General features: G+C 56.7%; 19 protein-coding genes, 1 tRNA gene, 2 rRNA genes and 3 pseudogenes (1 of these 25 running past the window's edge). 16 read left to right on the top strand and 9 right to left on the bottom strand.

The annotated features are described in order from the left end of the window. The 7 genes and pseudogenes from NYR50_RS17495 to NYR50_RS17465 form a co-directional block, all read left to right on the top strand. Nucleotides 1-1027 (top strand): 23S ribosomal RNA (locus NYR50_RS17495) (it extends 1773 nt beyond the left edge of the window). A gap of 255 nt (nucleotides 1028-1282) precedes the next feature. After that, nucleotides 1283-1397 (top strand): 5S ribosomal RNA (gene rrf / locus NYR50_RS17490). A gap of 243 nt (nucleotides 1398-1640) precedes the next feature. After that, nucleotides 1641-1717, top strand: a tRNA-Met gene (locus tag NYR50_RS17485). 169 nt (nucleotides 1718-1886) lie between these two features. Beyond that, nucleotides 1887-3025, top strand: a pseudogene (locus tag NYR50_RS17480) (IS3 family transposase). A 225-nt stretch (nucleotides 3026-3250) separates the two neighbouring features. Further along, complete coding sequence (locus NYR50_RS17475; protein ID WP_174011277.1) at nucleotides 3251-4573, top strand: type II toxin-antitoxin system HipA family toxin; 1323 nt, start codon at nucleotides 3251-3253, stop codon at nucleotides 4571-4573. Nucleotides 4574-4590: 17 nt separating this feature from the next. Continuing rightward, the gene (locus tag NYR50_RS17470) at nucleotides 4591-4869 is read left to right on the top strand and encodes a helix-turn-helix transcriptional regulator (RefSeq protein WP_003517384.1); all 279 of its coding nucleotides are present in this window, start codon (nucleotides 4591-4593) and stop codon (nucleotides 4867-4869) included. A 149-nt stretch (nucleotides 4870-5018) separates the two neighbouring features. Continuing rightward, nucleotides 5019-5168, top strand: a complete 150-nt coding sequence (locus tag NYR50_RS17465; RefSeq protein WP_236777211.1) for a hypothetical protein — start codon at nucleotides 5019-5021, stop codon at nucleotides 5166-5168. Nucleotides 5169-6288: 1120 nt separating this feature from the next. On the opposite strand, the gene NYR50_RS17460 is transcribed toward NYR50_RS17465, so the two are convergent. Beyond that, nucleotides 6289-7209, bottom strand: a complete 921-nt coding sequence (locus NYR50_RS17460; RefSeq protein WP_418137709.1) for a LysR family transcriptional regulator — start codon at nucleotides 7207-7209, stop codon at nucleotides 6289-6291. Nucleotides 7210-7452: 243 nt separating this feature from the next. On the opposite strand from NYR50_RS17460, the pseudogene NYR50_RS17455 reads away from it, so the two are divergent. Beyond that, nucleotides 7453-8346 (top strand): annotated as a pseudogene (locus NYR50_RS17455) (nucleotidyltransferase and HEPN domain-containing protein). A gap of 346 nt (nucleotides 8347-8692) precedes the next feature. On the opposite strand, the pseudogene NYR50_RS17450 reads toward NYR50_RS17455, so the two are convergent. From NYR50_RS17450 to istA, 3 genes and pseudogenes are all read right to left on the bottom strand, one after another. Next, nucleotides 8693-9180: pseudogene (locus NYR50_RS17450) on the bottom strand (IS3 family transposase); the annotation flags it as partial. 117 nt (nucleotides 9181-9297) lie between these two features. Continuing rightward, entirely contained in the window at nucleotides 9298-10110 is an 813-nt protein-coding gene (gene istB / locus NYR50_RS17445; protein WP_418135855.1) for an IS21-like element helper ATPase IstB, read from the bottom strand. Then, the gene (gene istA, locus NYR50_RS17440; RefSeq protein ID WP_418137260.1) at nucleotides 10100-11626 is read right to left on the bottom strand and encodes an IS21 family transposase; all 1527 of its coding nucleotides are present in this window, start codon (nucleotides 11624-11626) and stop codon (nucleotides 10100-10102) included. The genes istB and istA overlap by 11 nt, the downstream gene beginning before the upstream one ends. A gap of 112 nt (nucleotides 11627-11738) precedes the next feature. On the opposite strand from istA, the gene NYR50_RS17435 reads away from it, so the two are divergent. After that, on the top strand, nucleotides 11739-12494 hold the full coding sequence (locus tag NYR50_RS17435; RefSeq protein ID WP_418137708.1) for a hypothetical protein: 756 nt from the start codon (nucleotides 11739-11741) through the stop codon (nucleotides 12492-12494). A gap of 511 nt (nucleotides 12495-13005) precedes the next feature. Next, nucleotides 13006-13542: an NUDIX hydrolase gene (locus NYR50_RS17430; protein ID WP_174011314.1), complete on the top strand. Its 537-nt coding sequence runs from the start codon at nucleotides 13006-13008 to the stop codon at nucleotides 13540-13542. A 754-nt stretch (nucleotides 13543-14296) separates the two neighbouring features. Here NYR50_RS17430 and NYR50_RS17425 read toward each other — a convergent pair. From NYR50_RS17425 to NYR50_RS17410, 4 genes are all read right to left on the bottom strand, one after another. Then, nucleotides 14297-14635, bottom strand: a complete 339-nt coding sequence (locus NYR50_RS17425) for a response regulator (RefSeq protein WP_272448007.1) — start codon at nucleotides 14633-14635, stop codon at nucleotides 14297-14299. Between the two features lie 215 nt (nucleotides 14636-14850). Next, nucleotides 14851-15747, bottom strand: coding sequence for a dihydrodipicolinate synthase family protein (locus tag NYR50_RS17420; protein WP_418137707.1), 897 nt, complete (start codon nucleotides 15745-15747; stop codon nucleotides 14851-14853). Between the two features lie 31 nt (nucleotides 15748-15778). Continuing rightward, nucleotides 15779-16660: an SMP-30/gluconolactonase/LRE family protein gene (locus NYR50_RS17415; protein ID WP_418137706.1), complete on the bottom strand. Its 882-nt coding sequence runs from the start codon at nucleotides 16658-16660 to the stop codon at nucleotides 15779-15781. 43 nt (nucleotides 16661-16703) lie between these two features. Continuing rightward, a complete protein-coding gene (locus NYR50_RS17410; RefSeq protein ID WP_418137705.1) occupies nucleotides 16704-17435 on the bottom strand; it encodes a FadR/GntR family transcriptional regulator in 732 nt (243 codons plus the stop codon). Nucleotides 17436-17738: 303 nt separating this feature from the next. Between NYR50_RS17410 and NYR50_RS17405 the strand changes: the two genes are divergently transcribed. From NYR50_RS17405 to NYR50_RS17380, 6 genes are all read left to right on the top strand, one after another. Further along, nucleotides 17739-19688 carry an ABC transporter substrate-binding protein gene (locus tag NYR50_RS17405; protein ID WP_418137704.1) on the top strand — a complete coding sequence of 650 codons (1950 nt, stop codon included), beginning with the start codon at nucleotides 17739-17741 and terminating at the stop codon, nucleotides 19686-19688. A 110-nt stretch (nucleotides 19689-19798) separates the two neighbouring features. Next, the gene (locus NYR50_RS17400) at nucleotides 19799-20785 is read left to right on the top strand and encodes an ABC transporter permease (protein WP_010973627.1); all 987 of its coding nucleotides are present in this window, start codon (nucleotides 19799-19801) and stop codon (nucleotides 20783-20785) included. A gap of 9 nt (nucleotides 20786-20794) precedes the next feature. Next, complete coding sequence (locus tag NYR50_RS17395; protein WP_418137703.1) at nucleotides 20795-21919, top strand: ABC transporter permease; 1125 nt, start codon at nucleotides 20795-20797, stop codon at nucleotides 21917-21919. Nucleotides 21920-21929: 10 nt separating this feature from the next. Then, on the top strand, nucleotides 21930-23654 hold the full coding sequence (locus tag NYR50_RS17390; RefSeq protein WP_418137702.1) for an ABC transporter ATP-binding protein: 1725 nt from the start codon (nucleotides 21930-21932) through the stop codon (nucleotides 23652-23654). Nucleotides 23655-23698: 44 nt separating this feature from the next. After that, nucleotides 23699-24886 (top strand): galactarate dehydratase, encoded by a 1188-nt coding sequence (locus NYR50_RS17385; RefSeq protein ID WP_418137701.1) that lies wholly within the window; start codon nucleotides 23699-23701, stop codon nucleotides 24884-24886. Further along, a complete protein-coding gene (locus tag NYR50_RS17380) occupies nucleotides 24873-25739 on the top strand; it encodes an aldose 1-epimerase (RefSeq protein WP_418137700.1) in 867 nt (288 codons plus the stop codon). The genes NYR50_RS17385 and NYR50_RS17380 overlap by 14 nt, the downstream gene beginning before the upstream one ends. Nucleotides 25740-26078: 339 nt before the next feature. Here NYR50_RS17380 and NYR50_RS17375 read toward each other — a convergent pair whose 3' ends face one another. Further along, complete coding sequence (locus tag NYR50_RS17375) at nucleotides 26079-26726, bottom strand: TetR/AcrR family transcriptional regulator C-terminal domain-containing protein (RefSeq protein ID WP_418137699.1); 648 nt, start codon at nucleotides 26724-26726, stop codon at nucleotides 26079-26081. Nucleotides 26727-26746: the final 20 nt, after the last annotated feature.

Raw genomic sequence — 26746 nt, 5'->3', positions numbered from 1 at the left:
AAAGGGAGGGGTGCAAGCTCTGAACTGAAGCCCCAGTAAACGGCGGCCGTAACTATAACGGTCCTAAGGTAGCGAAATTCCTTGTCGGGTAAGTTCCGACCTGCACGAATGGCGTAACGACTTCCCCGCTGTCTCCAACATAGACTCAGTGAAATTGAATTCCCCGTGAAGATGCGGGGTTCCTGCGGTCAGACGGAAAGACCCCGTGCACCTTTACTATAGCTTTACACTGGCATTCGCCAAGGCATGTGTAGGATAGGTGGTAGGCTTTGAAGCATGGACGCCAGTTCGTGTGGAGCCATCCTTGAAATACCACCCTTATCTTCGTGGATGTCTAACCGCGGTCCGTTATCCGGATCCGGGACAGTGTATGGTGGGTAGTTTGACTGGGGCGGTCGCCTCCGAAAGAGTAACGGAGGCGCGCGATGGTGGGCTCAGACCGGTCGGAAATCGGTCGTCGAGTGCAATGGCATAAGCCCGCCTGACTGCGAGACTGACAAGTCGAGCAGAGACGAAAGTCGGTCATAGTGATCCGGTGGTCCCGTGTGGAAGGGCCATCGCTCAACGGATAAAAGGTACGCCGGGGATAACAGGCTGATGACCCCCAAGAGTCCATATCGACGGGGTTGTTTGGCACCTCGATGTCGACTCATCGCATCCTGGGGCTGGAGCAGGTCCCAAGGGTATGGCTGTTCGCCATTTAAAGCGGTACGTGAGTTGGGTTCAGAACGTCGTGAGACAGTTCGGTCCCTATCTGCCGTGGGTGTAGGAATATTGACAGGATCTGTCCCTAGTACGAGAGGACCGGGATGGACGTATCTCTGGTGGATCTGTTGTCCTGCCAAGGGCATAGCAGAGTAGCTATATACGGAATGGATAACCGCTGAAGGCATCTAAGCGGGAAACCAACCTGAAAACGAGTGTTCCCTATCAGAGCCGTGGAAGACGACCACGTTGATAGGACGGGTGTGGAAGCACAGCAATGTGTGAAGCTTACCGTTACTAATAGCTCGATCGACTTCTTCGTTCCCATTGATTATGTTCATCGAACAAAGTTCGATGACATCATTCTTCTGTCCTGACGCCCGATGGGCTCCGGACGGGCCGCGCCACAGGGCGCGACGACCTCTGGTCTGTATGGCTGCCATGCTCACTGTTGAGCAAAGGTAGAATACGGACAGGTCAAGTAAGACGTGTAATTAAGATAAAAAGTGGCATCGCCACCCAGCTTCTCGAAAACAACAGTCCATGTTAAAACATGAACAATGTTGCGTTTTGCCGACCTGGTGGTTATCGCGGGGCGGCTGCACCCGTTCCCATTCCGAACACGGCCGTGAAACGCCCCAGCGCCAATGGTACTTCGTCTCAAGACGCGGGAGAGTAGGTCGCTGCCAGGTCTGCAAAACGCAACTCAACAATCAATATCTTCTCATCACACACTTCGGCCCAGCCGACAAAAAGGGCCGCCTAAAGCGGCCTTTCGTCGTTTAAGACAGAGCTCTAAAGGCAATAAAACGGCGCGCCAAATCAGGTGCGCCCATCACAGGAGATAAATTGCTCAGCAATTTACTCCGGCAGTGTGCATCACAGGGAAGCTGTTATGCAGTCGCGATAAATCCCATAGGGATTTACGCTGGTAACGCGGGGTGGAGCAGCCCGGTAGCTCGTCAGGCTCATAACCTGAAGGCCGCAGGTTCAAATCCTGCCCCCGCAACCAAATCTTACATAAATCCCTGATTGTACCGATATAACAGCGGCTTAACCGCAAACCCACCCACCGCCTCTGTACCTCAGGGGCGGTTAGAGGTGGCTCGAGAAATTTGCACAGCTAGGATAAGTGGAATTTCTGCCTGAGATCGGCTTAGATGCCGGGAACAGGAGACACCATGACGAGACGACCGCGCCGGAACCACAGCCCGGCTTTCAAGGCGAAGGTGGCATTTGCCGCCATCAGGGGCGAGCAGACGCTGGTGGAATTATCCCAGCAGTTCGACGTGCACGCCAACCAGATCAAGCAGTGGAAAGGCCAGCTCCTTGAGGGAGCGACGGGCGTTTTCGGTGATGAAGCGAAACCGGAACCGGTGGGTCCGACCGCAGATGTGAAAACGCTTCACGCAAAGATCGGCGAACTGACCTTGGAGAACGATTTTTTGTCCGGTGCGCTCGGCAAGGCGGGATTGCTGGGCGGAAAGAAATGATCGACCGCGAGCACAAGCTGTCGGTCGTGAGGCAGGCCAGGCTCCTCGCCTTTAGCCGTGGCAGCGTATACTATTCGCCGCGTCCGGTATCCGATGGCGATCTTGCCCTGATGCGCCGGATCGACGAACTGCATCTCGAATATCCGTTCGCGGGAAGTCGGATGTTGCAAGGGCTTTTGAAGGGAGAAGGCCTGTAAACTGGGCGGCTGCACGTCGCCACGCTGATGAAGAAGATCGGTATCGGGGCGATCTATCGTCGCCCGAACACCTCCAAACCAGCGCCTGGGCATAAAATCTATCCGTACCTCCTGCGAAAGCTGGCGGTCACCCGGCCCAACCAGGTCTGGGCGATGGACCTGACCTATATCCCCATGGCGCGTGGTTTTGTCTACCTCTGCGCCGTCGTGGACTGGTTCAGCCGTCGGGTTCTGTCGTGGCGATTATCTATTACGATGGAGGCGGACTTCTGTATCGAAGCGGTCGAGGAAGCGCTGGCTCGCTATGGAAAGCCGGAAATATTCAACACCGATCAGGGATCGCATTTCACATCCATCGACTTCACGGCGGTGCTGAAGAAGGTGGAAATCGCCATCTCGATGGATGGCAAGGGTGCGTGGCGGGACAACGTGTTTGTTGAACGGCTCTGGCGTTCGATCAAATACGAGGAAGTCTACCTCCACGCCTACAAGACCGTGTCTGAGGCACGCGTCGGCATTGGCCGATATCTGACCTTTTACAATAGCCGACGCCCACATTCATCCCTTGACCGGCAGACGCCGGATCAGGCTTACTTCAACGCGCTGGCACAGATGATGGTGGCGGCATAATCGAGGCGGAAATCCACTTAGCGAAACGCCTGAAGCTTCAGACAAACCGAGCCACCTCTGTTCGCTTGCGGCAATGCGTTGCGTGGCCGGAAGATGGTCAGCCGGCTCAGGAGCGTTAATGACCGCGCCTGTAGCTGGGAGTTCTAATGTCAGTTATCTAACCCACTTTGATGGGTTGAATAAATTGAAAAAATGCATTATTTGAACCATTGAAAGGGTCAATTAATGCGCCTAATGCTCCAAACCCATTTTTATGGCCAGTGGCATCACGCCGCGACGCTAGAACTTAAGGACGACGCGGCCGGCTACCAGGGCGCGTCCATCGTCGATTACGATCTCGACTATTTCGTCACAGTTGCATCTGCGGAGTTCGCGGGTGGAAAAACGGTTCGCGACCATCGCGCGTTATCTGTCCGATATCCCGTTGATCTCGAAAATCGATATAGCCGCAGCTGGCCGCCCTTCCTCTTGGATCTCATGCCCCAGGGGCATGCAAGGCGAAAGCTTGCCGAGCATCTCAGTCTTGCTGAAGGCTCGCGCGCTTCTGATCTCCCGCTGCTTCTGCGATCGGCGACGGGCGGCATAGGCAATATCCGGATCAAAGAAGCGGCAGAGGCCGAGACGGAACGGCTGCGCGGTGTTGAGCGCCAAGGGGTTACAGAAGCGGAAATCCTTGAGCGCTCGGATCGTTTCATGGAAGTCGCCGATCGCTTCGGAATGCTCGCCTCCGGCTCAAGCGGCCTGCAAGGCGAATGGCCTAAGGTCTCGATGACCCAAGCGAATGACGGTCTCTATTATCCCGACAGCTTCGTGACTGATGATGAGGCCGTGCGCCACGTCATTGTCAAGCTGGTCCGCAGCAACGAGCCAGTGGACCGGCTTATACTCGAAGGCGAAGCCCTCTATTCGCGGATCGCTCAAGAGATCGGCCTGAACGTGGACGAACCTTCGACCTATGCCGAAAGTGTCCTGATCATTCCTCGGTTCGACCGGAAGAAAAAAGAAGGTGGGGGAACCGTTAGGCTGGGCCAAGAAAGCCTGGTATCCGCGATCGGTGTTGCTGATTTCGGTCATGTCGGCTCGCATGAGGCCTACATCGACGTTTTGCGCGAATATTCTGCTAATCCCTTCGCGGACATTGTCGAATACCTGAAGCGGGACATCGCCAATTTGGCGCTCGGCAATCCCGATAATCACGGCCGAAATTCTGCACTGAGTAAGCACCAGGACGGCACGATCCGCCTGTCTCCGCTCTTTGATTTCGCGCCAATGCGGCTTGCCAAAGAGGGGATCGTTCGTTCCACCCGCTGGGCCATGATGCGGGACGGTGGTCGCGATCACCTGCCCGATTGGAAACGCATTTGCGCTGAACTGATCCCTGATCCTGATGAGCAGAATGCGCTCGCAGCTGAGCTTTCCGTGTTTGCCGAATACCTCCGGCAAACACCGGCTATGGCGAAAGATATGGGTGGGTCTCCGGAAATTCTGGAGCGTGCAATGGGCCGTTGCATTGAAATCGCGGAGAGCGTTCTGGCGGCGTGCCATTGATGCCGGAGGACAGCTAAATGGCTCGATGGAGAAAGCCAACGAAAGAAGAAATTCTTGAGAACCGGCGAACACTGGCGGAACGCGCTCGGACTGGCGACTTGAGGTTACCTGAGGCTGTTGTTGAAATCCGAAGAGGGCTTGGTTTGACGCAGGACGAATTCGCCAAGACGCTATCGCTCACCAGGCGCCAAGTTGCTGAGATCGAAGCCGGGACGGCGAACCCAACGCTCGAAACTTTAGGGAAGATTGGCCGATTGTTCGGATTTACTGTGGGGTTTATTCCGAAGGCGCAGTGATGACTGAATTTTCTCGGGGGATGGGCGTTGGTACTACGCAAGGAAGCGACGGCGAGGATCAAAATCAATCGGCTGCTGGAGGCCGCTGGCTGGCGCTTCTTCGATGACAAGAGAGCGGTCCCGCGAATGTCGTTCTTAAGCCGAACGTCATGCTGAAGCCTGAGCACATCGAAAGTCTCGGTGCGGACTTTGAGAAAAGCGCGCAGGGATTCATCGATTTTTTGTTGCTGGGTAACGACGGCAAGCCGCTGATCGTCTTGGAAGCGAAATGGAAGATAAAGATCCTCGTACATACATGACCGAGGCATCGAGGGAGGGTTGCACCCAGCCCCACCCCTCGACTTTGAGAGGTTCCGCGGTCTGCTCGAGAGTGATTGGGGCAGCCCGCAGCAGCGCACGGAGGTGCCTAGGCACATATTGCATGGCGCTGGTACAAACGGTGGTTCGACAGCTACGACCTGGAAATTTTTCGCATTGATCCAATGGAGCTAGAGACCGTCATTCTCTCATGTCCGTTGTCGCGGTTCTAGTGAATTGCCCGGAGCGGGACTCTTGTGCTGGTAGCCATGTCATTGATCTTGCGGCGCTGGGTGCTATCTCCCACAAGCGACCCTCGATCACCTTTTGAATGCCGTAGAACGTGAGCAGGTCTCCGGCGGAGACCCTTACAATGAGACCATCGTCAACGACTGTGATGATGGGCACACCCATTTTCGAAATTCAGTTGCCTGCCGTTGCACCTGTCGGTGATCGACAAGCAGATATCTCGGCTCTGCGTGCAGATTTTCTTCGCTACGGTGAGTGCAGCTTCTAGCTCAATGAAGGCCTCTGAGACATTTTGATACCCCATTTATCATTCCTTAGAAGTGTCTTCCCTCCGCTTTGCCCAACATAAAACATAAGCGACGACCAACGGTGGTATGGAGGAGAACATGCAGTTGGTCCGGATGATGGGAAATACCCACAACGGCGCTCCCTCATATGAGGGGCATCGATACGATCGGCGTACCTCGCGGCTAAACCGTGCGGCGGGCGGGATAGAATTTATCAGGATAACTTGGAAAGAGAGTTCCTGCTGATTCTTCAGAACGGGTGCCTCCTTAGGCCCCCAACGCTTGGCAGACCTCTGTCCAGTTCATGGCCGGGCAAACGAGACAGCAAGTGCGCAAAGGAAGGCCGGTGGGTAGTAACATCGCTGCCACCGCGGTTGCGCGGGGCTTGACGGTCAACGCCCGCGTCACAAACATATTCGATGACGCCGATCTGAAGGTCACCGATCCCCGAGATGTCACGCGGTGATTTATGACGACAGACTTCGTGTTTGCTGCGTTGCGCGAGAATAAGGTCCGCACGTAGCAGTGCGTTCACGACTGTTCAGTAAACTAAAAACCCCGGCCTGCCGCATGCTACTTCGGATGTTCAATTGCGGTGCTGTTTACGAGCCGGTCCTTTCGCCATATTGGATGCGAGCTGGCGGCCGATCTCGATGATGTCATCACGATTGGCGGTCGGGTCCTGGTTGCTCCAGGCGAGCCCAAGGCCGATACGCAGATCAATCTCCTCCACTGCCTTCAAACGAAAGTTTCTGTTCGGCAGGTTTGCCGCCCATTCCGGAACGAAGCCGACACCGACGCCTGCGGAGACGAGCGCGATTAGTGAAAGTGTGTCGTCGCAGGTATAGACGATCCGATCGGAGAGTTCATGCTCGCGGAATGTATCGAGAAAATACCGCTCCGTGTAGGACAGGTTTGAACGCGAGAAGGAAATGATCTTCTGGCGGCGCAGGTCTTCCAGCGTGACGGTCTCGGACTCAGCCAAAGCGTTTTCCTTTGAGACGGCGAGCAAATACCGCTCTTCTGTTATCGCCTGCCATCGCAATGCGCCGTTGTTGTGCAAAGGCCGGACAAACCCGATATTGACCTGTCCGCGCTCAATGTCCCGTACGATGGATTCGGTTGTGCCGTTGCGGATATGAATGCGGATATCCGGATAACGTCGGCCAATTCGGGCAAGAAAATCGGGCAGAACACCGAAGGTTGCCGGGTGAATTGTACCAATGGTGATCTTGCTGGCAGCCTTGCCCGCCACCGCCTGTGTGATCGCACAAGTTTCGTCGACGTCGCGAAGCAGTTGAACGCAACGCTCGTAAAAAACCGATCCTGCGGGAGTGAGCTGAACACGGCGGGTGGAACGAATGAGAAGGGGAACGCCCAGTTCCTTCTCGATCGCCTGGACCTGGGCAGTGACGGCAGGCTGCGCAAGGTTGAGCCGGATGGAGGCGCGCCCGAAATGCAGTTCTTCCGCGACGGCAACGAATGTGCTCATTTGGCGCAGATCCATTTCAGTTCCTTCCGCCGGAGACCAGATCAACGTCGAGACAGGGATCTAATGCTGAGAGGATAAAGTGGTCCGTCGCGTTGGTCCAGATGCAACATTGATAGGAAGAGGTGATTAATGATTGCTGAGCTCGGTTGAGCCTCGCATAATGTGGATGCAGGCGGATTGGGACCACAACAATGTGGAGTAGCAGTCGCCTGTCGGAAGCGGCTAGAATGTCTACCAAGAAGAATCGATGGTGAGGCAATGAAATCGGATATCGGACATCTTCCGCAGACAAAGCAGCGCCAACTGGAAAGGGTCGTCCGGATCATCCACGAAGAGTTCGCCGGCATTGTCGAGCGCTCGAAGTCTGATGCCAAAAAAGACGGACGGATTTATAAAGTTATCCTGTTTGGTTCCTACGCCCGTGGAACATGGTGGACGAACCACACACGTCAAAAGGTTATAGATCGGATTTAGATATACTCGTCATCGTTAGCAAAAAGGAACTGGCCGACCCGGCTGATGTGGGACAAGGAGATCGAGACACCCGTCGGCCTCATCATGCATGGTGCCCGCGAGATCAGCAATTTTCTGCATGATGGCCAAGCCTTCTTCGTTGATCTCGCCCGAGAAGGCATCGTCCTCTACGAGTTCGACGACAGGCCGCTTGCCGAGCCCAAACCGCTGAGGCCTGCCGATGCTCTCAGAGTGGCGGAGGAGCATTTTGGAAAGCAATTCAGCAGTGCGAGCTACTTCCTTCAGTTAGCACGGTACGCAATAGCGGATGATCAACCAAATCACGCGGCTTTCATACTTCACCAGGCGATGGAAACTGCCTCCTCCTGTTATCTGTTGACGCTCACCAACTACACCCCCGCTTCGCACAATCTCAAATTTCTGCGCGGACTTTCGGAGGATCGCGACCGCCGTTTGGTCGATATCTGGCCGCGCGACCACCAGCGGTTTAGCGCATGGTACAACATTCTCAACGAGGCCTACGTCAAGGCACGCTATTCGAAACATTTCGAGATGAACGAAGAAGCCCTCGCCTGGCTTCAGGAGCGAACCGCAGAACTTCACGCCCTGATCGAGGCGCTCTGCCGCGAGCATATCGAAAGGCTGCACCAGACCGTGAAAAATGGTAGTCGAGGCTAGGCTGTTTCGTCCCCCGAAATGGCGGACTTCGGTATATGCGATGAGAGGAGCCAGCACTGCCTGCAAGCCTACGGCATCATGCGCAAGCGGAGGGCGTTGACTAAGAAGCAACTGCCACACATTGACTTCGGTATGATCGATCAAGTCATACTGCAGGAGAAGCTTTGGGTAGAACCGGTATACCGTGGTTAAGAGCTGGGGCTGCGGTTGATGCAGGAAGCTTGACACCTCTTTGCCCGCCCCCAGGCATTTGTCATCCTGAAGGCCCACCCAGATGGTGAAGACGTCACTGACGCGGATTGCCTGAAGCTCGCTGACTACTGCTGCTCCTCGCAGCTTCTTGGCCTAAAGCCTCTATCGAAGCGGGTACTGCCGGGGTGTATTCGAGATGCAGTTCGTCGATCCGCCGCATCAGGGCAAGATCGCTGTCTGGCACAGGACGCGGCGAATAATAGACGCGACCACGGCTGAAGCCGAGGAGCTTCGCTTGGCGTGCGACCGACAGTTTGTGCTTGCGATCAATCATTTCTTTCCGCCCAGCAATCCGGCCTTGCCGAGCGCACCGGATAAAAAATCGTTCTCCAGTGTCAGTTCGCCGATCTTGGCGTGAAGTGTTTTGACATCGACGGTCGGCCCTGCCGGTTCGGCCTTGACCTCATCGCCGAAAACGCCTGTCGCCCGCTCAAGGAGCTGGTCTTTCCACTGTTTGATCTGGTCGGCGTGCACGTCGAACTGCTGGGACAACTCCACCAGTGTCTGCTCGCCCCGGATGGCCGCGAGCGCCACCTTTGCCTTGAAAGCCGGGCTGTGGTTCCGGCGCGGTCGTCTTGTCATGATATCTCCTGTTCCCGGCATCTAAGCCGATCTCAGGCAGAAATTCCACTTATCCTCGCTGTTTGTTGATTTCCACTGAGAGCTGACCCGGCGTTTCCACCGAGAAGTGACCCGCCTTTAGGTATCGTTTGTGGTGGTCGTAGTGGTCAAGGTCCTGCGTTTCTCCTTCGTCGGTTTGGGTTCATGAGCCGAACTGTTCTTGAAGCGGAAGCTGTCGTTTCCGGTCTCGAGGATGTGGCAATGATGAGTAAGGCGATCGAGCAGCGCGGTGGTCATCTTCGCATCACCGAAGACGCTGGCCCATTCGCTGAAGCTGAGGTTGGTCGTGATGATAACGCTGGTGCGCTCGTAAAGCTTGCTCAGCAGATGGAAGAGCAGTGCACCACCTGAGGCGCTGAACGGCAGGTATCCCAGCTCGTCGAGGATGACGAGATCGGAATGGACGAGGCGATTGGCGATCTGTCCCGAACGACCTTGGGCCTTCTCCTGCTCCAGCGCATTGACCAACTCGACGGTGGAGAAGAACCGGACCCGTTTGTGATGATGCTCGATGGCCTGGACGCCGATCGCGGTTGCGATATGCGTCTTGCCCGTGCCGGGACCACCGACCAGAACGATGTTGTTTGCGTCATCGAGGAAGTCGCAGCGATGAAGCTGTTGCACGAGCGCCTCGTTGATCTCGCTGCTGGCAAAGTCGAAGCCATTCAGATCACGGTAAGCGGGGAAGCGTGCCGTCTTGAGCTGATATGCCGTCGATCGGACCTCTCGTTCGGCCGTTTCCGCCTTGAGAAGCTGGGACAGGATTGGAATGGCAGCCTCGAACGCCGGCGATCCCTGTTCGGTCAGATCACCGACGGCGTGGGCCATTCCGTGCATCTTCAGTTGCCGCAGCATGATGACGATCGCGCCGCTTGCCGGGTTATGACGCATGGCGAACCTCCGTCTTTCTCAAGGTATCGTATCGTTCGACATTGGCCTTGGGCTCGTTGGTGAGCGTCAGGGCCTGAGGTGCGTCGAGGGTCGGCGGCGTGAAGGTTTTTCCGTCGACGAGGCGATGCAGCAGGTTCAGGACATGCGTCTTCGTCGGAACACCGGACTTTAGCGCCATGTCGACGGCCGAGAGCACTGCCTGCTCGTCGTGCTGAAGAACGAGTGCCAGGATATCGACCATCTCGCGGTCGCCACCTGGCTTCTTGAGCAGATATTGTTGCAAGGTCCGGAATGCATCGGGAAGCTCGACGAATGGAGCGCCGTTGCGAAGCGCCCCTGGCTTTCGCTGCACCACCGCCAGATAATGCCGCCAGTCATAAATGGTTTGGCCCGGTCGATCATGCGAGCGATCAATGATGCGACGGTGCTCACAAACGATTTGGCCTTCCGCGGCAACAACAACACGATCCGGATAGACCCGCAGGCTCACCGGTCGATTAGCAAAGGATGCCGGAACGCTGTAGCGGTTACGCTCCAGATGCACGAGGCAGGTAGGTGTGACCCGCTTCGTGTATTCGACAAACCCGTCGAACGGCCTGGAAACGGGCATGAGGGCTGGAACTTCCTCAGCCCAGATGTCGGCGATAGTGCCACGCATCTGGCCATGTGGCGTCTTGTCCCAGAACTCCTTGCACCGAAGCTCAAGCCAATCATTCAGGGCTTCCAATGATGGAAAGCGAGGGATCGGTTGAAAGAAGCGATGACGGGCATCCTGAACGTTCTTCTCGACCTGTCCCTTTTCCCATCCGGACGCTGGATTGCAGAACTCGGGCTCGAACACGTAGTGACTGGCCATTGCCATGAAGCGCACGTTGACGTCTCGCTCTTTGCCACGGCCGACCTTGTCGATCGCTGTGCGCATGTTGTCGTAGATGCCGCGGCCAGGGATGCCACCGAAGACGCGGAACGCGTGATTATGGGCATCGAACAACATCTCATGCGTCTGCAGCAGATAGGCCCGGACGATGAAGGCGCGGCTGTAGCTCAGCTTCGTATGGGCGATCTGCAACTTGGTGCGCTCATTGCCGATGATCGCCCAGTCTTCCGACCAGTCGAACTGGAAAGCCTCTCCGGGCTCGAATGCCAGCGGCACAAATGTCCCACGGCCCGTCGTTTGCAATTCTCTCTGCCGATCATCACGCCATTCCCGAGCGAATGCCGCAACGCGGTTATAGGAGCCCTCATAGCCGATGCTCATAAGATCGGCATGCAACTGCTTCATCGTCCGCTTCTGCTTGCGGCCTTTCTTGGATTCTGTCTTCAGCCAGGCCGACAGTCGATCCGCAAACGGATCAAGCTTGCTCGGCCGCTCCGGGACGTTGAACTTCGGCTCCACGCCGTTGGCGCGCAGGTATTTGCGGATGGTATTCCGGGACAAGCCAGTCCTGCGGCAAATCTCCCGGATTGAGAGATGGTCTCGAAAATGCCAGCGTCGGATCACGCTCAGTAACGCCATGTCGATCACTCCAGAGCCCCCACTGAAAACATGCGAGGGACGGTTGAAACATGGGTCAATTCTCAATGGAAATATCGGGCTGCGCCGGGTCAGCTCTCAGTGGAAATCAACAGTGTTTGTTCTCTTTGTTGAGAACAAGGCGTTTTTCAGAGGTACCACCTTGTTTCCTGCCCTGCTTGCCAAGCCCAATTTTGGACTTGATCATGCCACTCTGGCTGACGTAGCCGCTATCCTATGTGAGGACGAGGCCTGCCTTGCACCGATTGCTAACGCGGCTAACGAGCCGACAGGCGAGCCACGGAGGATTGCTCTGGCTTTAATACATGCACTCTGGCGGAAGGCTGGAGTCGCCCCTCAGGTGATGTCCTCCGTCCTTAAAACCTGGCCGGAGATAGTGGCATCGCTCGAAGCCGTTATGTGTTTCCGGGCGATTGCGGCTGCCGAAGAGAGCGATCCATTCATGTTCTATCAACCTGTCGCCGTCCACTCGATCCCCGTTGCCGGTCTCGATGAGTACATTGATCTGGTTGAGAACCGCTTCATTATTTGGAGGCGTCCCAGCATCGATCGGAAATCTCCGGGAAAAGCATTGATCGCTGGACGCAGTTCGGACTATGATGCCGCTTATCTTGCCGCCTTAAGATCGCTACAAGGTCGACCGACATACCAGAGCAACGGGCTTGGCTTTACCGATGGAAGCACGTTCTTCCACAACGAGTGGGGGCGCAACCTAGCTGAGCAGGCGCTCGAATCGTTAGTGCTGTGCAACGACCGGTCAGGTCTGTTGTTCGATAACAGCTACGTCTGCAAAACCTCCATCAATGTCTCGATCGTCGTCCGCGCGTTCAAGCAAAAGCTCTGGGTCTGACAGTAAGGCCATAAAGTGACGCAGAGCTTGTTGCCGCTGAATGGATGTCACGAGGTTCGTTCACGTACGATTTGGCGCGAATGGTCCGACATCATTCCTATCGTGCGGCAAAAGGTCACCTTGCAGTCAACGCGATCCTTGCCCAGATAAGCATCATGAAAACGACCATGAAATCCGTATTTTTCAGGCTTATTGATCAGGCACGTTCCCTAACCCGGAGCTGGCAGCACTGAACCTTTAACGCCGCCATAGACCCAGCCGCTCCGGGAACCCCGCAATTGAAAGTGCGGTTCGTATGCGTCGCTCGCGCGACGTAGCCATGGAGCGTTTTAATGTCCCACCCTCGCCCCCTTCCAGTCTGCCCTGCCTGCAACCGTCAACTGCCGGGTGCCGCCGCCAGGTGCCCTTGGTGTGAAACCTCTGTTCCACTGAGAGCCGCACGTAAGCCTCATAGTTGCAAGCGCAACGAGTTCCGGTCGCCCTTTCGCTGGCTTGCGGAGACCGCAGGACAATGACACGCGCTACGACAGCAAGCCGGATCGTCTCGTCACCTGATGACAGAGGTGAGTTGCAGCAGGTCGGAGTACTTCCCTGGCGGATCGGGCGCGACGGCGAGCGCAAGGTGCTGCTTGTCACGGACCGTGAGCGCGAGCGCTGGATCGTGCCCAGTGGCCCGCTCGTGAAAGCATGTCCGCCCCTCGTCATGGCCTCGCAACATGCGTTCAAGGTGGCAGGAATTATTGGCGACATGTCCCCGGCTCCGGTATTGACATACAGATATATCAAAACCCTCAACGATGGGCCTCAGCTTGTCTGCTGTGTCACGATATTCGGTATGAACGTGCGTGGCACTTTGACCCACTGGCGCGAAAAAGCGCACCGAAAAAGACGATGGTTTTCTCCACAAGCGGCGGCGGACAGGCTGGGTGATATCGCGCTTGTCGATTTTGTACGGAAGCTTGATGCCGAGCCGGGGTGTTGGCATGCCCGCCGTCACTCTGGCCGCCTGATCCTGGGGTTGAGCGAGCGGCAAAGGTCTGGTGTCTAACATGCCGACGATGGACCTTACGGGTTTCGCGCTCACGATGCGTTACGTCTTTCCTATCCGAAGGGTTAGTGCCGGACGCTGATTGCCTGGCGCCAATAGTTGCGACCGCGACATTGGCGTCAGGTTTCTCGCAACCCCACACGAAAACCGCGGAGCAAATCTGGCCGCCTGTGCCATGGCATTGCCCGTATTCGGAAAGAAGCAGTCATGACTTTCAGATATATTCACACCCTTCCTATCAGCGGCCCCAACAAGTTGCCTCGTTTCAGGCGGTGGGCTGCCGAAAATATTCCCGGTATTGCCGTCTCTCTGCCGCCCCAGGTGCCGGTTAAGAGCGAAGCTCTAACGGTGCGATTGAAATCGGTTGAGGATCGCAACACGCTGATCGCGAAACTGGAGGGCGTCAGCCTCTAGCGATCTCGTGCCCCGCGCCGTACGGCTGATCCGGATCGAGCTGATGGTGTTCTATACCGCGCGGTTCTTGTCGGTCGAGCTATGCCTTATGCTGCGGGGGCGTCGACTTTGGATAAAAACCGAACGGCGCATTAACCGGCGAAGAGTGCCGTGGACTCGCTCGCCCAGGGGCATCGAGGTATCTCCACAGATCCAGTCCCACAATCGTGATGACCCGGCGGTCAACAGCGCAGGTGGGACTGGATACTCAAACTTGCGCAAGTGGCCAGCCGCCATCGCCAAACAGCGCGATGGCAAACGTCGTTATAAACATCCGCGAGCCATGCCAGCCAGATTGCGGTCACAAGGTCCGATCGGCCTTACCCAACACCTGTCGCAGCCCATCGATACTGAAAGGCTTGGATAATTGCTGCGCATCGGAAATACCCGAGGCTGTCTTGGCGTTGTCGTCACCGCTTGCGAAAACGATCCTCACGTTTGGCCAGCGTTCCCTTACATGTCTTGCAAGTTCGATCCCGGACATGCCTGGCAGCAAGACATCTGTCAGCAACATGTCGATCCCGTTGGTTTCAAGGACGCTGAGGGCATCTTCCGCTGAGTTAGCCTCATGCACCGTGTGACCAAGCTTCTCTACCATGTCGACCGTCGACATCAGGATACGCGGCTCATCCTCAACGATAAGGACATGCGTGCTGAGTCTCGTCAGGATTTAATCCATTTTTCATTCGCATGAGTTCACCAGATCCGGTGTAGTGGATTGTCCGACAACAATTCTATCCTTCGCAAATGGATCACGGCAAAACGGAAAATGGATCAAACTCTCACGAAAACCAACAGCATAGGCGTATGATGCTCTCAACGCCTGAGGCGTTGGAGCATCCCGCCCTTGGGAGGTTATTTCCAACTGGCCAGCAGTTCTTCGAGCAAGGCACGGTCCGGCGCATCCAAACGTACGAGGCCGGGTGCGCGCACCGGACCGACGGCAAGCCCCATGATTTCCATAGCTTCTTTCACCACAGTCACATTGGCGCCGTTTCGGTAGCGCGTGCGCAGCCGCTCGAACAATTCTATCTTCTCAACGATCTTTCGGGCGCTGTCGAAATCGCCTGCCACGAGAGCCTCGTGTACCTGCATTGAAAAATGCGGCGCGACATTAACGAGACCGGAGGTGAAGCCACGCGCGCCGACTGCGGTAAAGGCTGGCGCCCAGCTTTCTGCAAGGCCGCAAATATACAATGCTCCGTCCGGGTCGGAGGCGGCGATGGCGCGCGACAGCAGCATGATATCTGTCGTGGCGAATTTGATGCCCGCGACATTTGGATGGCTGGAGAGCCTCACCATATCGTCCACCGCAAATCCATCGGCCCGCACATAGGCGACAAGAGGAAGCGCGCTGTTTTCAGCCAGCCCCAAGAAATAGTCGATTTGAGATTGAGGGGCGGCGAACGGATCGACCGGTTGGTGAGACATCACTGCGGATGCGCCGAGTTCCTTTGCGGTCCGCGCCATCGCAATTGCTTCGCGCTGCGAGCGTCCAATGGCTGCGGTGACGGGAGCAATGCCATCCACGCCTTTGATTGCGGCCTCGTAAACCGTCAGGATTTCAGCGGGCGTCAACGCGTAAAACTCGCCTGTATTGCCAGCCGCGACGATGTTGTGAATCCCGGCCCTGGCCACACGGGCGTAGGCCTCGGCGGTGATGTCGAAACTGATTTCTCCATCGGCGTCATATGCCGTAACGGGAACGCCGGAGATGCCGTGCAGCGCCTGGCGAATATCAAATGTCGTCATTAATCGGTCTCCCGTGGAGTGAAATCTATCGTCAGAGGGGGAATTTGTGAATCGGGGCGCCAGCAACAGGGGCGTCGAAAGCCACCAATGTTCCTGATGTCGCGACGCCGTTTGTGTCTGTCACAAGGCTGGTAACGTAGAGTGTCTTGAGTTCGGGACCGCCGAAGCAGGGCATGGTCGGACCCTTGAACGGCATCTTGTAGATTTCAAACAATTCGCCATCGGGAGTGAAGCGGTTCAATCTGCCCGCCTGCACACCGGCACTCCAGTAACAGCCTTCGCTATCTGTCGCGGCCCCATCCGGCCTGCCTTCGTCCGGCTGAAAATCATGGAGGCGTTTGGCGGGCCCAAGCTTGCCCGTTTGAACATCGAAGTCGAAAACCTGAAGCAGCAGCCCGCTGCTATCTGAATGGTACATCCGTGTCCCGTCCGGGCTCCAGGCGAGACCGTTGGACGTCAGCATATCACCGTCTATGAAGCGCTCGACGTGACCGCTGGAAGAAACGCGATAGAGGCGAGCATTGCCGGTGGGAACGTCTGCCTCATCTCTTGTGCCCACCCAGAAGTGACCATCCGGGCCAACCTTTCCATCATTCAAGCGGCTGTCGGCTCTCCCTTCATCGGGATCGCAGAGAAGCTCGAGTTCACCATTCTGCGGATTGAGCAAATGAACGCCTGTCTTCAATGCCGCGACGATCAGATTACTTTGGCAGAGGCCAAGGCAGCCGATCTGTGCCGGCATGTCGAAACGCTGGAGTTTTCCGCTTGCTGAAAGGCAAAAAATTGCAGGCGCCAGAATGTCCACGAACCACAGGTCGCCGGTTCGCTCGTCCCACGTCGGAGACTCGCCCACCCGCAGCGGTATGTCGATAAGTGTGCGAATTGCAGGCTCTATAATGCGCGGCTGGCTCACGAATTCTCCTCCATCATCCGTGTGGCGTCGATCGGTCAGAAGTTCAGGTTCCCCCTTCACCGCCCACGCCTTTGAACATTCGGGCACGCGCTTTCAGGATGTGGTCCTTCATCGCGTCATGAGCGGCCTGCTCCCGTCGCTCGAATACGGCCTCGACAATTGCGGTATGCTCATTCTGCACGTCACGAACATGTTGAGGCGTGCGTTTGAGGCTGAGGCTGCGTGTTACGGATTGTCCGATTGCAAAGTGGGGCTTGAACCAGGTGCGAACCGTGATGTGAAACTGGTTGTGGCTGGCTCTGGCGATGGCATCGTGCAGGGCAAAGTCCTCCTCTGCGCCGAGATCACCCCGCTCCAGGCAGAGTTCCAGCGCTGCGAGCGCCTGCTCTATTCGCGACCTGTCCGCGGGCTGCCAGTTGCGTGCGGCCAGTTCTGCGGCAGAGGATTCGAGGCCAGACCTGAATTCGAAGAAGCGCTGCACGTCGGCGAGCGAACCGACAGGTACTTGTTGCAGAACAGAGGAATCAGGCCGCTGGCGAACATAGGAGCCGGAACCTTTTTGAGACACGATAAGGCCATCGTTGCGCAGTCTCTCCAGCGCCTCGCGCACGACCGGACGCGATGCGCCCAGCATCGACGCCAGGCTTTGTTCGGATGGCAGCCGCTCGTTCAGCGGAAAACGGCCATCGCTGATCATGCCGACGATCTTCTCGTACACGATGTCGCTCAGCCGCGTCTCGCCCCTGGAGGGAGCGGATGTTGTCAGATTATCCATCTGCGCCCTCTCGTCGCAAATCGCTGAATCTTTTCAGCATTTCATTTCACATCGTATCAACTGCGTCTCTACAGGCGCGTTGGAAGCTGATCAACTCCCAACAGCGAACGGGGCATCTGATTGCGAAAATTCCATCCATGAATAAAAAATATGTAAAAATCTGTCAATACTTGTAATCATCTGAAAACACCCATATGGTCACCCTGCCGATGGAGGATCGGCACGTGGGTCGGCCAGGAGGGCTGAAGTAACGAGGTTCTGCACCTCGCTGCGACCTGCGATTTTTTGGGAGGAAATCGATCGATGCGCGATGGGGATGAAATCTCGCACGGCGTAACGCGCCGTACCTTTATTGCCGGGCTTGGAGGCGTTGCTGCGCTGTCTCTCGTCGGCACTTCGGCACAAGCTGCCGCCGGCAAGGAAGCGCCTGAATTGGCTGCCCTGGTCAAGGATGGAAAGTTACCACCTTTGGCCGATCGCCTGCCGAAGAACCCGATGGTGGTGACGCCGTTCGAGAAGGTCGGCACTTATGGCGGTACCCTGCGCCGTGGTCTTCGCGGGTCGTCGGACCATAACGGCATCCTGCGCATGGTCGGCAACCAGAGCCTCGTTCGCTGGAACATGGATTTCACCGAGGTCTTGCCGAACCTTGCGGAGAAGTGGGAAGTCAGTCCTGATGCGTCCGAGTTCACCTTCCATCTGATTGAGGGCGCGAAGTGGTCTGACGGTCATCCGTTCACTGCCGATGACGTGGTCTTCGCGATCGAAGACTGCATCAAGAACAAGGAGCTTTACAGCGCCACTCCGGCGCAGTTGTCCGTGGCAGGTAAGGCCGTCGACGTAGTAAAGGTCGATGATTTCACTGTGAAGTTCAAGTTTGCGGCACCGAACGCGCTGTATCTCGAAAATCTTGCGACCCCGCTTGGCCAGCACCCCACGCTGTTCCCCAAGCATTATTGCAGCAAGTTCCTGCCCAAATATAACGCGGCTCTCGATGCAGAGGTCAAGGCGGCCGGTGTTTCCAGTTGGACCGAACTTTTCCGTGCCAAATGCGGCGATATCGAAATCCCGTCCCGTTGGTCAAATGTCGATAAGCCGACGCTCGATCCGTGGGTCGTCAAGGAGCCTTATTCCGGCGGTGCGACGCGTGTTGTCATGACCCGCAACCCGTACTTCTGGCAGGTTGATACGGATGGCAACCAGTTGCCCTATATCAACGAGATCAATTTCGGTATCTCTCAGGATGTCGAATCCCTGATGCTCAACGTGATTTCGGGCAAGATCGATATTCAGGAACGCCACATCAGCGTGCTCGCCAACAAGCCGACGCTTTCCCAGAACATGGAGAAGGGCAATTACCGGCTGATGACGCTGGTTCCGTCGGCTGCCCAGCAATGCCAGATTTATCTCAACATCACCCATAAAGATCCTGCCATGCGCAAGATGTTTGCGGACAAATCCTTCCGGCAGGCCCTGTCATTGGGGCTTAATCGCCAGGAGATCATCGAGATCGTGTATTTCGGCCAGAGCGAAGCCTATCAGACCGGCCCGCGCCCGACGCATCCATGGTATCATGAGAAACTTGCGCGACAGAGCACCGAGTTCGACGCGGACAAGGCCAACGAGCTTCTCGACAAGGCTGGATACGACAAGAAGAACGACAATGGAATTCGCCTGCGTCCCGATGGTCAACCGATCTTCTTCTCAATCGATGTCATTCCGACGCTTTATCCCGATCTCGTCGACACGCTGGAACTGGTGAAGGCGCAGTGGGCGCAGATCGGCGTCGATATCAAGGTCAACACCATCGAACGCGCTCTGTATTACACGCGCGGTGACGACAATGCCCACGATGCGGCTGTCTGGCCAGGTCCGGGTGGGCTGGACCCGATGCTCGATCCGCGCGACTTCTTCGCCTTCCATCCACAAGGGTCGCGCTACGCCATTCCGTGGGCGCTCTGGTATACGTCCAACGGCCAGAAGGGCGAGGAGCCGCCGGAAAGCCAGAAGAAGCGGTTCAAGCTTTTCGATGAAGCGCGCTCGACTGCCGATATTGCCAAGCGTGGCGAATTCATGAAGCAGATTTTCGATATCGCTGCGGAAGAATTCGAAACGATTGGTGTCTGCCTGGCTGTTGGCGGTTTCGGCATCATCAGGAACAATCTTCACAATGTTCCGGAAAAGGAACCAGACAGCTGGTCCTGGCCGAACCCCGGTCCAGCGCTGCCGCAGCAGTTCACCTTCACAAGCTAAACGACTGATGCGTGTCGCCGTTTGCGCGGCGACACTTTTCGATTGGGTCGAGTGGCAGATATCGGCGTTCGCCAGGCGGATATGCTGCAAAACGTGATTGTGAGAACGACATGTTGGTTTTCATTGTGAAACGGCTGCTGTGGATGATCCCATCGCTGTTTGCCGTCAGCTTCCTTGCCTTCGTCCTTATTCAGTTGCCGCCAGGCGACTATGTGACGACCTATATCGCGACGCTTGCCGCTTCGAACGAAGTCATCGACCAGAATACCGCCGCGCAGCTGCGTGAACGTTTCGGCCTCGGCGATCCCATGATCATCCAGTACCTGAAATGGATATGGGGCATCATCAGCCGGGGTGATTTCGGCATATCCTTTGAGTGGCAGCAGCCGGTATCGGGCCTGATCTGGGAGCGCATGGCGCTGACGCTTGTGCTGGCAATTGCAAGTCTGCTGGCCACATGGGCCATCGCGCTGCCAATCGGCGTCTTCTCCGCCGTGCGGAAATATTCCATCGGCGACTACATGTTTACCGCCTTCTCCTTCTTCGGACTTTCCATCCCGTCATTCCTGCTTGCGCTGGTTCTGATGTATGTCGCGGCGGTCGAATTCGGTGCGGATGTCGGTGGCCTGTTCTCGGCCCAGTTCGAAACTGCGCCGTGGAGCATCGCAAAGATGATCGACCTGATGGCGCATATCTGGTTGCCGGTCGCCATCCTTGCCATTTCCTCCACGGCCAGCCTCATCCGCGTCATGCGCGCCAATATGCTGGACGAATTGCCGAAACCCTATGTGACCACGGCGCGTGCCAAGGGCCTGTCGGAGTTTCGCCTGTTGACGAAATATCCTCTGAGAATTGCCCTCAACCCCTTCATTTCCACGATTGCATGGCTGTTACCCAACCTCATCTCGGGCTCGGTCGTCGTTGCCATCGTGCTCAACCTGCCCACAGCAGCGCCGCTTCTTTTGCAGTCGCTGATGGCGCAGGACATGTATCTCGCCGGGGCCTTCGTGCTCCTGATCTGCGCGTTGACGCTGATCGGATCGCTGATCAGCGACATTCTGCTGGCGCTGGTCGATCCCCGAATCCGTCTCGAATAGGAGGGCGTCATGGCCGATATTGCTGTAGCCACCACCATTCGCCCCGACCGCGCCGCCGTCGCATCGCAATGGCAACTCATCTGGTGGGCGTTCAAGCGCCACCGTCTGGCCATGGCCGCTCTCGTGGTGACCATTGCCATGTATGTCGTGGCTCTCGTGCCCGGCTTCTTTGCGATCAATGATCCGGTGCTGCAAAATGCCCGCGCGACGTTTTATCCGCCGCAACGGGTTCATTTGATCGACACAACGGATGGTTTCTCCGTCGGGCTGCATTATTACCCTCTCAAGCTGACGCGTAACCCAGAAACGCTGGCCGCCGTCTTCGTTGAAGACACGGGCAAGAAAATACCGATCCAGCTTTTTGGTCGCGGCTACGAATATTCCGTGCTCGGACTGTTTAACACCAACATCCATCTTCTGGCCTCCACCGATAAGACGCGACCGTTGTTTCTTTTCGGGGCTGACCGGCTTGGCCGCGATGTCTTCAGCCGTGTCGTGCAGGGTTCGCAGATTTCCCTGTCCATTGGTCTTGTCGGCGTGTTCTTTTCGTTGCTGCTCGGCGTCGTCTTGGGTGGTATTTCCGGGTATTACGGCGGGCGTATCGATTTCGTCATGCAGCGGGTCATCGATTTCGTCCTGTCGCTGCCCACCATCCCCATATGGCTGGCCATGGCGGCGGCGCTGCCGCAGGGCTGGCCCGCGACGCTTCAATATATGATGATTACCATCATCCTGTCCCTGACCGGCTGGGCGCAGCTTGCCCGCGTCGTGCGTGGCAGGTTCCTGTCGCTCAGAACGGAAGAGTTTGTAGCTGCTGCCAGATTGGACGGTGTACCCGAAGGGCGCATCATCTTCCGTCACATGCTGCCCAGCTTCTCCAGCCACATCATCGCATCCGTCACGCTGGCTGTACCCGCAATGATCCTCGCGGAAACGTCGCTGTCCTTCCTCGGTCTCGGCCTTCAGCCGCCAACGATTTCTTGGGGCGTGCTGCTGCGCGAGGCCCAGAACATCCGTTCGATTGCGACGGCTCCGTGGCTCTTCCTGCCTGGTGTTGCCGTTGTTGTTGCCGTCATGGCGCTGAACCTCCTCGGCGATGGTCTGCGCGATGCAGCCGACCCCTATAACAAGTGAGGGCCTTTATATGAGTGAAGTCGTCTCGATGAAGCCTGCAAAGCCCCTTCTTGAAGTTCGCAATCTCGTTACCGAATTTCCGTTGCGCACCGGCGTTTTTCGCGCCGTCAACGATATTTCTTTCTCGATAGAGCCTGGCAAGACGCTCTGCGTGGTGGGAGAAAGCGGCTCGGGCAAGTCAGTCACGGCCCGCTCCATCCTCCAGATCATCGATAGCCCCGGCTATATCGCCTCCGGCTCGATCATCCTGAACAAGGCTGACGGTTCGTCAGTTGATCTGGCGAAACTGGACCCACGCGGGCATGCCATCCGGGCTGTTCGCGGTGCCGATATCGCGATGATTTTCCAGGAGCCGATGTCGTCGCTTTCTCCGGTTCATACGGTCGGAGACCAGATTACCGAAGTTTTGCGGCTTCACCTGAAAATGAGCAAGGCGCAGGCGAGGGCAGAGGCAATCGAGCTGCTGCGGCAGGTTGAAATTCCAAACCCTGAAAAGGCGTTGGACCGATACGCTTTCCAATATTCGGGCGGCATGCGCCAGCGCGCCATGATCGCGATGGCGCTTGCCTGCAAACCACAGCTCCTCATTGCCGACGAGCCGACGACAGCGCTCGACGTCACCACGCAGGCGGAAATTCTCGATCTGATATCGCGGCTGCAAAAGGCTCACGGTATGGCCGTTCTGTTCATCACGCACGATATGGGCGTCGTCGCTCAAATCGCTGATGATGTGCTTGTCATGCACCATGGCGTTGTGAAGGAGTACGGGACAGTCGAGCAAATCTTCCACAAGCCGCAGGATCCCTATACGCGGATGCTGATCGGCTCGGTCCTCAAGCTGGAGCAGAAGGCCGAAATCCGCCTTGCCCGTCCGCCGCTTGATCACACCGCAGCGCCGATACTGGAGGTCAAGGACCTGTCGATGCACTTCGGTGAGATGAAGGCGCTGGACGGTGTTTCGATCAAGCTTCTGCCCGGCGAGACGCTCGGCATCGTCGGTGAAAGCGGGTCGGGTAAGACGACCATGGGCCGCTCCATCATGCGCCTCTATGATCCGACGGCTGGCGAGATGCTTTATAGAAAAGCCGACGGCTCGGTTGTCGATTTGTCGAAGATAGAGGGAAAGGAACTGAAGGCGGCGCGCAGGGAGTTGCGCATGGTGTTTCAGGATCCTTTCGGGTCGCTCAATCCACGCATGACCGTCGCGCAGGTGATTGGAGAGCCGCTGCTTGTCAACGGTATTGCCAAGGGTAAGGAACTTGAAGAGCGTGTCTGCTCCCTGATGGAGCAAGTGGGTCTGGATCCCAGTGGGCGTGAACGCTATCCGCACGCCTTTTCCGGTGGTCAGCGTCAGCGCATCGGGATTGCGCGAGCCATCACGCTCAAGCCCCGCATCATCGTTGCAGATGAGGCCACATCGGCTCTAGACGTTTCAGTCCGGTTTCAGGTGCTGGATCTGCTTATGAGGTTGCAGGACGAGTTGGGTCTCGCCTACATCTTCATCAGTCATGATATTGGCGTCATCCGCTACATGTGCGACCGGGTGGGCGTCATGTATCGCGGCAAGCTGGTCGAGGTGGGGGAGGCCGACAAGGTCTGCAACGCACCGGATCATCCCTACACCCAGGCATTGCTTTCCGCCATCCCAAGGCCGGATCCGCGGGATCGCGACCGGACGAGGCGGTTCCGTTATGTCGAGCCGGCACCAATCAAAAATGGCGCTGCGGCCCAATGACCCACCATTTTCCATCTCCTTGAATTGATGAGGAAGACTGAGGCATGAAAATCGATCGCATGCGGGTGTTCGTCACTCGCGACAAGGACCGTCCCCGCGTCATCGTCGCCTTGGACACCGATGACGGACTGACCGGCTGGGGTGAGTGCTACAATCATGGACCCGATCTCGCCTTGCCGCCCATTCTGGATTACCTCTACAACTTCCTCGCGGGGCAGGATCCGACGCGGGTAGAGTTTCTCTATAATCTGATGTTGCAGCAGAACCGTTTCCCGCCCGGCGCACTCGGCCTGTCGGCTATTTCAGCGCTGGATCATTGCCTGTGGGATTTGGCCGCCAAGGCTGTCGGGGTGCCGGTTTACAAGCTGCTCGGCGGTGAGGTGAGGGATCGGATCAAGGTCTATGCGGGCGTCTATACCGCTCCGGATGCACCCGCCGCCAGAGATGAATTCGACCGTCTCAATGAAGGCTGGGGCTTTTCCGCCTTCAAGCTCAGCCCGTGGCGTGTCGATATTCATGCGCATCGCTGGGGCGAAGTGGTGCGCAGTTCCGCGGAATATTTCCGTACGTTGCGCGAAACCGTCCGCGCCGATTATGACATCGCGTTTGATGCCCACGCCAAGATTTTCGAGCCCTCTGCCGCGCGGCAGCTTGGCAATGCGCTTGCGCCTTACGACCCGCTTTTCTACGAGGAGCCTCTTCGTCCTGAGAACATCGAGATGTACGGTGATCTCAAGCAGGGCTTGAATTGTACCCTTGCAACGGGCGAAAGCCTCTACAATCGCAATGAGTTTCTCCGACTTCTTCAGGTGAAGGGCGCCGACATCATCCAGCCGGATATCTGCGTGGTCGGCGGTATATCGGAAATGCGTCGCATCGCAACTCTGGCTGAAGCCCACTTTGTCAGCATTGCGCCGCATAATCCTATGGGGCCGCTGGCAACGGCGGTCAATGTTCACTTCTGCGCCGTCCAACAGAACTTCCGCATTCTGGAATACAGGCTGCCAAAGGGTCAGGTCTATGCTTACGGCGGCAACGATCTGGTGACGGAAGAGGACGTCACGCGTTACGTCGTCGATCCCTATCTGCCAAAGGACGGTTATCTCGAACTGCGGCCGGATCGTCCCGGCTGGGGCGTCGAGATAGACGAAAAAGCCATGCAGGAAGACGGCTACGTTCACTGGCAACGCCGGGTACCCAAGCGGCCAGATGGTTCCTATGCGTTTGCCTGACATGATCTCCATCGAAAGCGGACCGCTCTTGGCCCGCTTTCGCCCGGACTGGGGCGGACGCATGACCCACCTCGTGCATGCAGACATGGGTGACATACTTGCACCCACGCAAACGGATGTTTTCGAGCCATATAACTGGCCGCGCGCTGGCGCGTACCCTCTGGTGCCCTATCATAATCGCGTCTACGGCGCTTCAGTTGTTGAGAGTGGCAAGACGCATCGCCTTCTTCCACATCCCGCCCTGACACCTGATGCGATGCACGGGCCGGCCCACCGCCGTCCCTGGCATGTGGCAAGTGTTGCCGAAGATCGCGTGACGCTGCAGTTGAACTACCAAGCGGATGACGAATGGCCTTTCTCATTCCTCGCAGAACAACATTTTCGGCTTGAACCCGATCGCTTGATCGTTGAACTGTCGATAATCAACTCATCCGATGTTTCAGCGCCCTTGAGCCTCGGATGGCACCCGTATCTCGCCGTGCCTCTTTCGTGTCATGCGGAAACGGACGCTAGACTGGAGTATCCTCTTGACGCGCTGAACGTGCCGACCGGGGACGAAGAGCACCTGCGCTCCAGTCGCTCCATTCCGGCCGCCACCGGCTACACCTTGCATTTCCGCAACTGGTCAACGGCCACGGTAGAGCTCGACAAGGGAACGTTGCTGCTTGAGGCTGATCCAATATTTGAATATCTAGCTGTTCATCGAATGGAAAAGTATCTCTGCCTTGAGCCTGTTTCCATGGCAGCCGGTGCTTTGGGTTTACCGGAAACAGAACGGGAAAGCCGGGGGGTGAGAACCATTCCGCCCGAAGGCCGGCTTTCGGGTTGCATTTCTTTGTCCATTCGCGGCTGAGGGAAAGCCGACTATCAGTGCCGAGGGCGAGCGAAAATAGGGGCTCCATTTAGCAAAATATGTTCAGGGTAAGTGGTTATGTCTCGATCGCCGCTGCATGAATGGAGAATTGCAGATTGCGGTTCTGAGCGATAGATGGGCAAGCAATTGCTTGAGAATTTTCTCCAGATTTTGGTAGAGTCCGTCAACAAACGCGGATTCAAAAATGTCGAATATAATAATTCGCGACATCCTGATCCCCACGGAAGAGAGTGATGCCAGCGACAGTGGCATGTTCAGGTTTGAAAAGACATGTTGTGTACCGGAAACCGATTGCACGTCCGCGCCAGAGTTCTTCGCCTATCCAGACTGTTTCGCCCGCAGCTTCTCCTTCATGCCGGCCAGCAGGTAACTTAGCCCACTCTCGAACACGGCTTCGGTGTTGACCGTTCCAACCGTGGGCAAGCTTTCAAGAGCTTTTGCAAGCAGGGGGAACGGAGCGAGTTCTGCCATGAGGTCGGTATTGGGCGAGTTTTGATCCATCCGATCCCGTTCGCGCTCTCCCTGTTCTTCGAGAACATAACCGACCACATAGCGCGTGATGCAAATGGCGATGCCAAATGCCTCCTCTGCGGAAAATCCCGTCTCGACATAGAGCTGCAAGACGCTTTCCACATCGGCAAATTCGGCGACGGAAGGCCGTGTACCTGCGGTCAGCCGCGCGCCATCGCGCACGGTGAGCAAGGTCTTACGAATGCTGCGGGCATTGGCCAGCGTGAACGCAATCCAATCCTGACCGGGTTTTGGCAGGCGATCACAGTGATAACGCAGCAGCATTTCGGAATTGATGGCGTCGAGCAATTCCGACTTGTTGCGGAAGTGCCAGTAGAGCGCCGGCTGCTGGACGCCCAGCCGTTCCGCGAGCTTGCGGGTGGACAGCTTGTCGATGCCAACCTCGTTCAAGAGCAGCAGCGCCTCATCGACAATGCGATCACGTCCGATAGCCATGGATAGAATCCCTCTTGACT

It is taken from the genome of Agrobacterium sp. El2ro-1b (assembly GCF_048298475.1).
GTDB classification, from domain to species: domain Bacteria; phylum Pseudomonadota; class Alphaproteobacteria; order Rhizobiales; family Rhizobiaceae; genus Agrobacterium; species Agrobacterium fabrum.
Note: the sequence above shows the minus strand (reverse complement) of the source record. Positions and strands in the feature narration are given on the sequence as shown.